A 6960-nucleotide genomic window follows, 5' to 3' on the forward strand; every position below is an offset into this window, starting at 1 on the left:
GTGATCCCCCTCTCCCTGGCCTCTGCCGCACTCGCCACCGACGGCCACCTCTCCGGTGCCGCCGATCCCGACAGCCTGATCACCGGACCGTTGGTCTTCGACTCCCGCGACATCACACCCGGAAGCCTGTTCTGCTGCCTTCGCGGCAAGTCCGTCGACGGACACGACTTCGCCGCCCAGGCGGTGGCAGCCGGGGCCGTCGCCGTGCTCGCGACCCGGCCCGTGGACGTCCCCGCCCTCGTGGTCCCCGACGTCCTGGAGGCAATGGGCCGGATCGCGGCGCGCGTCGCCTCCGAGTTCACCGGCACCGTGATCGGGCTGACCGGATCGGCGGGCAAGACCAGTACCAAGGACCTCCTGAAGTCCATCCTGGAACTGGACGGCCGGACCGTGGCGACACCTCGATCGTTCAACAACGAGATCGGCTTCCCCGTCACCGTCTCCCGGGTCGAGGCGGGCAGCCGCTACCTGCTGCTGGAGATGGGCGCACGAGGCCTGGGGCACATCGACAGCCTGTGCGACATCGCCCGGCCGTCGATCGCCACCGTGTTGGGGGTGGGCTCCGCGCACATCGGCGAGTTCGGATCCCGGGAGGTCATCGCCAACGCGAAGGCCGAGATCGTCCGGGCTCTGCCTGCGCACGGCATCGCTGTCCTCAACGGAGACGATCCGCTCGTGGCGGCCATGGCCGGTGACACCGAGGCCACGGTGATCACCTTCGGCTTCGGCGAGAAGTGCGATGTGCGGGCGGAGCAGGTGGGGATGCAGCTCGACGGGCGCCCGCACTTCGTCCTCGTCCACGGCGCCGGGAGGAGGCGAATCGATCTGCGCGTCCACGGCCGGCACAACGTGCTCAATGCACTGGCGGCGGCTGCCACAGCTCTGTCCGCCGGTGTCCCTATGGACCGTGTCTCTCAGGGTCTGCGGGAGGCGACTATTTCCAGCGGAGGCCGTATGGAGGTCACCACCCGCCCAGACGGGGTGACGGTCATCAACGATGCCTTCAATGCGAGCCCCGAGTCTGTTCTCGCCGCGCTCGCCGCGCTCGCCGCGCTGTACGACATCGCCGGTACGACTCGGCGCAGGCTGGCGGTCCTGGGTGAGATGGCCGAGCTCGGCGACGCGGCAGAGAAGTGGCATGAGGATGTCGCGCAGAAGGTGATCAGTCTGGGTGCGGATCACGTCATCAGCGTGGGCGGAGAGCGGGCCGAGCAGATGGTTGCTGTCATCGCCGGGGCTGGCCTCAGCGCCACTATGGCCGCTGCCGGCATGCCTTTGGCCGATCAGATCAACAGCTGGCTGATGCCGGGGGATGTCGTGCTGGTGAAGGGCTCGAACGCCCTGGGCCTCGAAGCCGTGGCACGTGACGTAGCCACTCTGGTGGCTCAGTGACGCAGCCGTTCCGGGGTCCCGCTGCCACAGGCCGGGGCCCGTTCATCCCGCTTCATCCGATTTGCCGCCGAGTGCAAGTTCCGTGCAGGCAGATGGCGTTCGGTGAAAAAATCTCGGCGAGGTCAATCCCGATGCACCGAGCGAGGAGGGCACCATGGCTCTGCGCAAGCTTGGCAAGGACCCCGAGAGCAAGTCCGGGGGCAGTCCGACCGTCTACCTGGACGAGGAGAAGGACACGTACCTCGTCCAGGGCTGGATCGTTGAGGACGACGAGCGGCTGAACCAGCTCGACCTGCCTGGCCACGAGACCGTCGTCGAGATTCCGCGGCGGATGGTCCAGTTCTTCGAGGAGGAGGACCGTGGGGGCACCGTCGTTTGAGGAACTGCTCTCCTCCGCGCGCCACTCCGCTGTCCATCTGGAGATGCGCGACGGGTACGGGGCAGAGCCTGCACTTGATGCGTGGAGAGCCGGATCGAGGGAGGATCTTCTCGCTGACGATCCCGAGTTCCAGCAGTGGCTCAGCCTGATCCGCGAGGTCACGGCCCGTGGCGTTGTCGTGCGGCGGGCCCGCGTCTTCTCTGTCCCCGAGTCGGACTACATCCGGTGGGAGCACTTCATCTCCGACGCCAACGTGGAGGCCGGTGAGCAGATCCGTTGGCTGCCGCGTCCGCAGGCGACGGACATCGCTTTCCCTGGGAATGACTTCTGGGTCATCGACAGCGTGAAGGTCCTGGTTCTCCATCACACCGGCGATGGAGAACCAGCGCCGGAATACCGGGAGTTCACGGACAACCCCCGGATTGTCGATCTGTGCTCGAGCTCTTTCGAGGCGGTGTGGGATCGAGGGGTTCCGCACTCCGAGTACAAGCCTTCCTGACCGAGGGCGACGTGGCGTCATCTCTTCCCGCTGTCGAGGAGGCCAAGCAGGCCCTCGGGATGCGACTGCGTGAGATCCGGAAGCAGGCCGGGTTCCAGACGGCGCGGGCGTTCGCGGCCCGCGCCGGCTGGAGCGAGGTGAGGGTGTCGCGCCTGGAACACGGGCACACCTCGCCCAACGAGGATGACCTGCGGTGCTACGCCGAGGTCTCGGGCAATCCGCGGCTGTACGAGGATCTGTTCGCGACGGCGAGCAACATCAACGACATGTACGTGGAGTGGCTGCGCCTGAAGGGGAACGGGCTGACCCCCGCCCAGGAGGTGCACCTGCCCCTGTACGAACGCACCCGTCACTTCCGCGTCTACGAGCCGGGTGTGATCCCGGGCCTCCTCCAGACTCCCGCGTACGCGCGCGCCATCATGGGCCGGATCATCAGCTTCTGGGGCATCCCCGACGACGCCGAAGAGGCGGCCGAGGTTCGGGTCGTGCAGAAGCAACGGGTCCTTCGCGATGCGGGCCGCCAGTTCGGCTTCCTACTGGAGGAGACCGCACTGCGGTCCCGTTTCGGTGACACGGAGACCATGGCCACCCAGCTCGGGCACCTGCTGACCGTGTCCGTCCTGCAGCAGGTCAGCATCGGCATCATCCCCATGACTGCGGACCGGCTGATGTGGCCGAACGAGGGATTCTGGATCTTCGATGACGATCAGGTCATCATCGAACTGGCCACGGCGCAGGTCACGGTGAAGCAGCCGAGCGAGATCGCCACGTACGCACGGGTGTTCCGCGAGCTGGCAGGCCTCGCCTGCTTCGGGAAGCCCGCACGCGCTCTGATCAGCGCCGCGATCGACGCCCTCGAATGATCGTCTGACCGCCTGCAAACAACTGCAAGTTTCTTGAGTCCGGGCCCTCATCTTCCCGATGCTGTCACCACCCCCAACGCCCCCCTTCTAGAACGGTGGTGATTCGCGTGGCAGAAACAGCAGAAGCCGGCCTCCCCTGCGGTGACACGATCTCCGTGAACGCGGCGAAGGAGCTGATCGCGGCACTGGATTCGATCGGCATCGCCCTGCCCTCGATCCGCGCTGAGCAGAGCGCGGACGGCATCCCGTACGTGAACCTCGGCGGCTGTGCGTCGGAGTTGGCCTTCGAGCTGGCCCACTGGATTCAGGACCACCAGTGACGTGGCTGGCCGCCCGGCCCCGCTCCGTGATCATGCAGCCGGGGACGCGTTGCCTGCCGCTGGACTGCTCGTACTGCTACCTGCCGTTCCGCAAGGTGGCTCACCTGATGCCGGTGCGCGTTGCCGAGGCGGTCGCCACGGTCGTGAACCGGTGGGCGGCCTCGGATCCGGGGTTCGAGGTGGTCTGGCACGGCGGGGAGCCCCTTGCTGTCGGCCGGGAGCACTTGGCCGCGCTCATGGCGCCCTTCCGCGGGGTGAAGCACACCGTGCAGACCAACGCGGTCCTCATCGATGACGCCTGGTGCAAGTTCCTGCGTGAGCACGACATGGCCGTGGGCGTGAGCATCGACGGCCCCGAGCACATGAACATCCACCGGGTCACCAGCGCGGGGCATTCGGCGTTCAGGGTGATCATGCGGGGCATCGACCGGTTGCGCCACCACGGCATCCCCTTCTCTGCCATCGCGGTCGTCTCGGACCCGGACCCCGCCCTCGCGGAGGACTTCTACGGGTTCTTCGCGGAGCTGGGCGTCACCTCGGTCGGCGTCAACATCGAGGAGCAGGAAGGCGAGAACGTCACTCTGGACCGTGATGCCGGCCAAGTCACCCGGTTCTGGGAGGCGCTCGCTTCGGCCTGGACCGCCAACCCGGTCACACCAGTGCGGGAGATCTCCCGCGTCTTGGATTTCGCCCGCTCCGTGCTCGACGACAGCGGCCGTGTCGCTGCCGCCGCCCCGTGGGACCCGCTGCCGACCGTCGCCTACGACGGCTCCGTGGTGCTGCTCTCCCCGGAGCTCGCCGGATACCACGATGAGCGGCTCGGCGACTTCACCACCGGCAACGTCCTCACCGCTCCCCTGGGCGTCCTTCTGGCGGAGGCGGAGGCTCGCACACCGTGGCTGGGGGAGCTGTGGCGCGGCGTGGAGGCCTGCCGGGCCTCCTGTGAGTACTTCGCGTTCTGCGGGGGCGGGCACGCGGCGAACCGGTACTTCGAGCATGACGGGCGCCTGGATGGCACCAGAACCCGGTACTGCGCCTCATCCAAGATCGCTCTCTTCGAAGGAGTCACCGACCATGTCCGCTCTCGCGCCCTCCATCGCTGACCAGGTCGCTCTCCTGGAAGGCGGCTTCCGGGCCTTGATATCCCTGGCCCCCCTCCCTGCTTCGGGGAAGTTCGACAACCGGCCGACCTGGGTGAACGCCACGCCGGCGTTCGACAACAAGCCGACCTGGGACAACTGGAACAAGAAGTCGTAGAACCGGCGGGCGGGTCGCAACGTGTGGCCTGCCCGCTCCACCCCTGAACGGAGAGCCCGCGTGATCAGCCGCACTGTCGGTCACACCACCGTGACCCTGCCCGCCCTCGACGAGCCCGGCCTATATCTGACCAACGTCGAATCCCTCGAAGGCACCCGGGGCACCGTTCAGGACTTCCAGTACATGGGCCTCAACCTGCGCGCGCTGGAACTCACCTCCACGAGGCTGATCACCGGTCGCGTCAGCGGGCTGCGCGCGGCGCAGGTCATTTTTGAGGACGCCCGGGTCGACTCGGTGGAATTCAACGACTGCGACCTCGGCGCCGCCCAGTGGCGGAACAGCAAGCTCTCCCGGGTGGTGTTCCGCAACTGCAAGATCATGGCTGGGGTGTTCGCCGAGCTGGCCTTGGACAACGTGCTCTTCGACAAGTGCAAGCTCGACTACAGCACCTTCGACAAGATCCGCGCCACAGGTCCCGTCGCCTTCTCCGGATGCAGCCTGGACGAGGCGTCGTTCTCCGAATGCGACCTCGCCGACTCCGCCGTTGAGGACTGCACGCTCCGCCTCACCGAGTTCGGGCAGGGCCGATACCGCGGCCTGGATCTTCGGGGCAGCGACCTGTCCCAGATCCTGGGCGTCGCCCAGCTGAAGAAGGTGCTGATCACCCGCCGGCAACAGGTGGACCTTGCCCAGGCCCTGGCCGCCGAGCTCGAAGTGGTCTACGGCGCCGAGCTCGATGAATCCAACTGATCGACCGGTCGGAGGAGGGTCCACCATGGCCTTGCACATCGCGTTCCGGGACTCGGCGGCCCTACGCGGGCGCTGCCAGTACGCCCAGGTCCGCACCACTCACCGTGATGCGGGCTATGAGGACGGGGCGGTCGTCCCCGACGGGCCGTGGCTGCCGGTGACCGAAGAGATCACGGGGGCGCTGTCGGCAGCGGAGTCGACCGCTCCGGAGACGGTGGTGGAGATCGTCCGGCCGTGGGAGGCAGTCGGTGGTGAGCTCGGTGCGCTGACCGTCCGTCTCGGTGACCCGGACGCGGTGTACCTCGGCCAGTCGCCGGCCAGGGCCGACATGGTCACCACGACCGACAACCACGCCGACGGCCGTCTCCTCGGCATCCACCTCGACAACTGGGACAAGCTCGCCTACGCGGACAAGGCCTCGGGGCGTCGGCGGCTGTGCCTCAACCTGGGGCGCGGCTCCCGCTACATCCTCTTGGGGGACGTAGACGCGCAGGAGATATGCCGGTCCGTCCACCCCGAATACCGGGGCCGCTACCCGCACACCGACGACCTTCGGACCCTGATCGGGCGGGGCGGGACGATGCGCTGTTTCCGCATCCGCATCGACCCCGGCGAGGGTTACATCGCCCCCACGGAGTTCCTGCCACACGACGGCTCGACTGCGGGTCTCGCCTTACCGTCGACGGCTGCATTCTGGCTCGGCAGGTGGCCCGTGGGCGTTGTTCCCAGCGTCGTGTAACCGCGGTCAGGGGAAGCCCGACCCGATCGAGTGGTCCCCGGCCGAGCTACCCCCTCACGCGGGCCCACTCCTGCACCCTGGCCAGCCAGAAGGGCACGAAGGCGGACCGCGGCCTGCCCGCGCCCCGCACTGAGCACCAGTAAGGACGGACACGATGGCCACCCACATCAACGAGCCAGCGGACGAGCCTCTACATCGATGGGCTGCTCGCCGGGAGCACCGGCTGCGCCCACCAGGAACTCGCAAGGCCCTGACGCTGAGCGCAGGCCCCCAGCGGGCCGGGCACGTCGACCCCGGTGTTGCGCGCTTGATCGTCGAGTGGGACGGATTCCAGTGGGTGCCCGTCATGCTCGCTGAGGACTACGCCGCCGCCCGCAGGCTTCTCGATCCCACCGCCCACGCCGAGGCTGTCGAGCTGCCCGGGTTCTCCCCGGCCCCGCTGCGCGCTGGGCGCGGCCGGCACCGCCGCACCTGAAGGCCCCACCCCCGTACAAGACGAGGAACCCATGGACAACCTGTGGACGACGATCACGAGCTTGCCGTCACGTTCGAAGCGAGCGACACCGAGCGGGCTTTACCTGTCGAGGACCAGTGGACTTTGCAGGTCCTCGAGATCGGTGAGTGAGACGTTGATCCTTAGAGGCCGCGCAGATAGGCGCGGTGGCGCCATCTCGGTAGCAGAGCAGGCACAAGTCTTGGCGATCATGGAGTTGCGACGCTCTGTGATCACCGGGGAGACCTGTGCCTGTACTGCCATCATG

10 protein-coding genes are annotated in these 6960 nt (G+C 67.5%); all 10 read left to right on the forward strand.

The features are described from left to right. The 10 genes from OTB20_RS25535 to OTB20_RS25580 all read left to right on the forward strand — a co-directional run bounded on the left by OTB20_RS25535 (position 1) and on the right by OTB20_RS25580 (position 6674). Positions 1-1392, forward strand: a complete 1392-nt coding sequence (locus OTB20_RS25535; protein ID WP_267820857.1) for a UDP-N-acetylmuramoyl-tripeptide--D-alanyl-D-alanine ligase — start codon at positions 1-3, stop codon at positions 1390-1392. A gap of 154 nt (positions 1393-1546) precedes the next feature. Then, positions 1547-1771 (forward strand): hypothetical protein, encoded by a 225-nt coding sequence (locus tag OTB20_RS25540; protein ID WP_267761873.1) that lies wholly within the window; start codon positions 1547-1549, stop codon positions 1769-1771. Next, complete coding sequence (locus tag OTB20_RS25545; protein ID WP_267761870.1) at positions 1752-2270, forward strand: DUF6879 family protein; 519 nt, start codon at positions 1752-1754, stop codon at positions 2268-2270. The genes OTB20_RS25540 and OTB20_RS25545 overlap by 20 nt, the downstream gene beginning before the upstream one ends. 11 nt (positions 2271-2281) lie before the next feature. Next, entirely contained in the window at positions 2282-3133 is an 852-nt protein-coding gene (locus tag OTB20_RS25550) for a helix-turn-helix domain-containing protein (RefSeq protein ID WP_267761868.1), read from the forward strand. Positions 3134-3240: 107 nt separating this feature from the next. Further along, a complete protein-coding gene (locus OTB20_RS25555; protein WP_267761865.1) occupies positions 3241-3453 on the forward strand; it encodes a hypothetical protein in 213 nt (70 codons plus the stop codon). Further along, on the forward strand, positions 3450-4556 hold the full coding sequence (amcB, locus tag OTB20_RS25560; RefSeq protein ID WP_267820859.1) for a cyclophane-forming radical SAM peptide maturase AmcB: 1107 nt from the start codon (positions 3450-3452) through the stop codon (positions 4554-4556). The genes OTB20_RS25555 and amcB overlap by 4 nt, the downstream gene beginning before the upstream one ends. Beyond that, entirely contained in the window at positions 4528-4710 is a 183-nt protein-coding gene (gene amcA, locus OTB20_RS25565; protein ID WP_267761860.1) for a multiple cyclophane-containing RiPP AmcA, read from the forward strand. The genes amcB and amcA overlap by 29 nt, the downstream gene beginning before the upstream one ends. A gap of 60 nt (positions 4711-4770) precedes the next feature. Continuing rightward, complete coding sequence (locus tag OTB20_RS25570) at positions 4771-5460, forward strand: pentapeptide repeat-containing protein (protein ID WP_267761857.1); 690 nt, start codon at positions 4771-4773, stop codon at positions 5458-5460. Between the two features lie 25 nt (positions 5461-5485). Then, positions 5486-6199, forward strand: a complete 714-nt coding sequence (locus OTB20_RS25575; RefSeq protein WP_267761854.1) for a hypothetical protein — start codon at positions 5486-5488, stop codon at positions 6197-6199. 154 nt (positions 6200-6353) lie between these two features. Continuing rightward, the gene (locus OTB20_RS25580; RefSeq protein WP_267761852.1) at positions 6354-6674 is read left to right on the forward strand and encodes a DUF6087 family protein; all 321 of its coding nucleotides are present in this window, start codon (positions 6354-6356) and stop codon (positions 6672-6674) included. Positions 6675-6960: the final 286 nt, after the last annotated feature.

It is taken from the genome of Streptomyces sp. H27-H1, assembly GCF_026627445.1.
GTDB lineage: Bacteria > Actinomycetota > Actinomycetes > Streptomycetales > Streptomycetaceae > Streptomyces.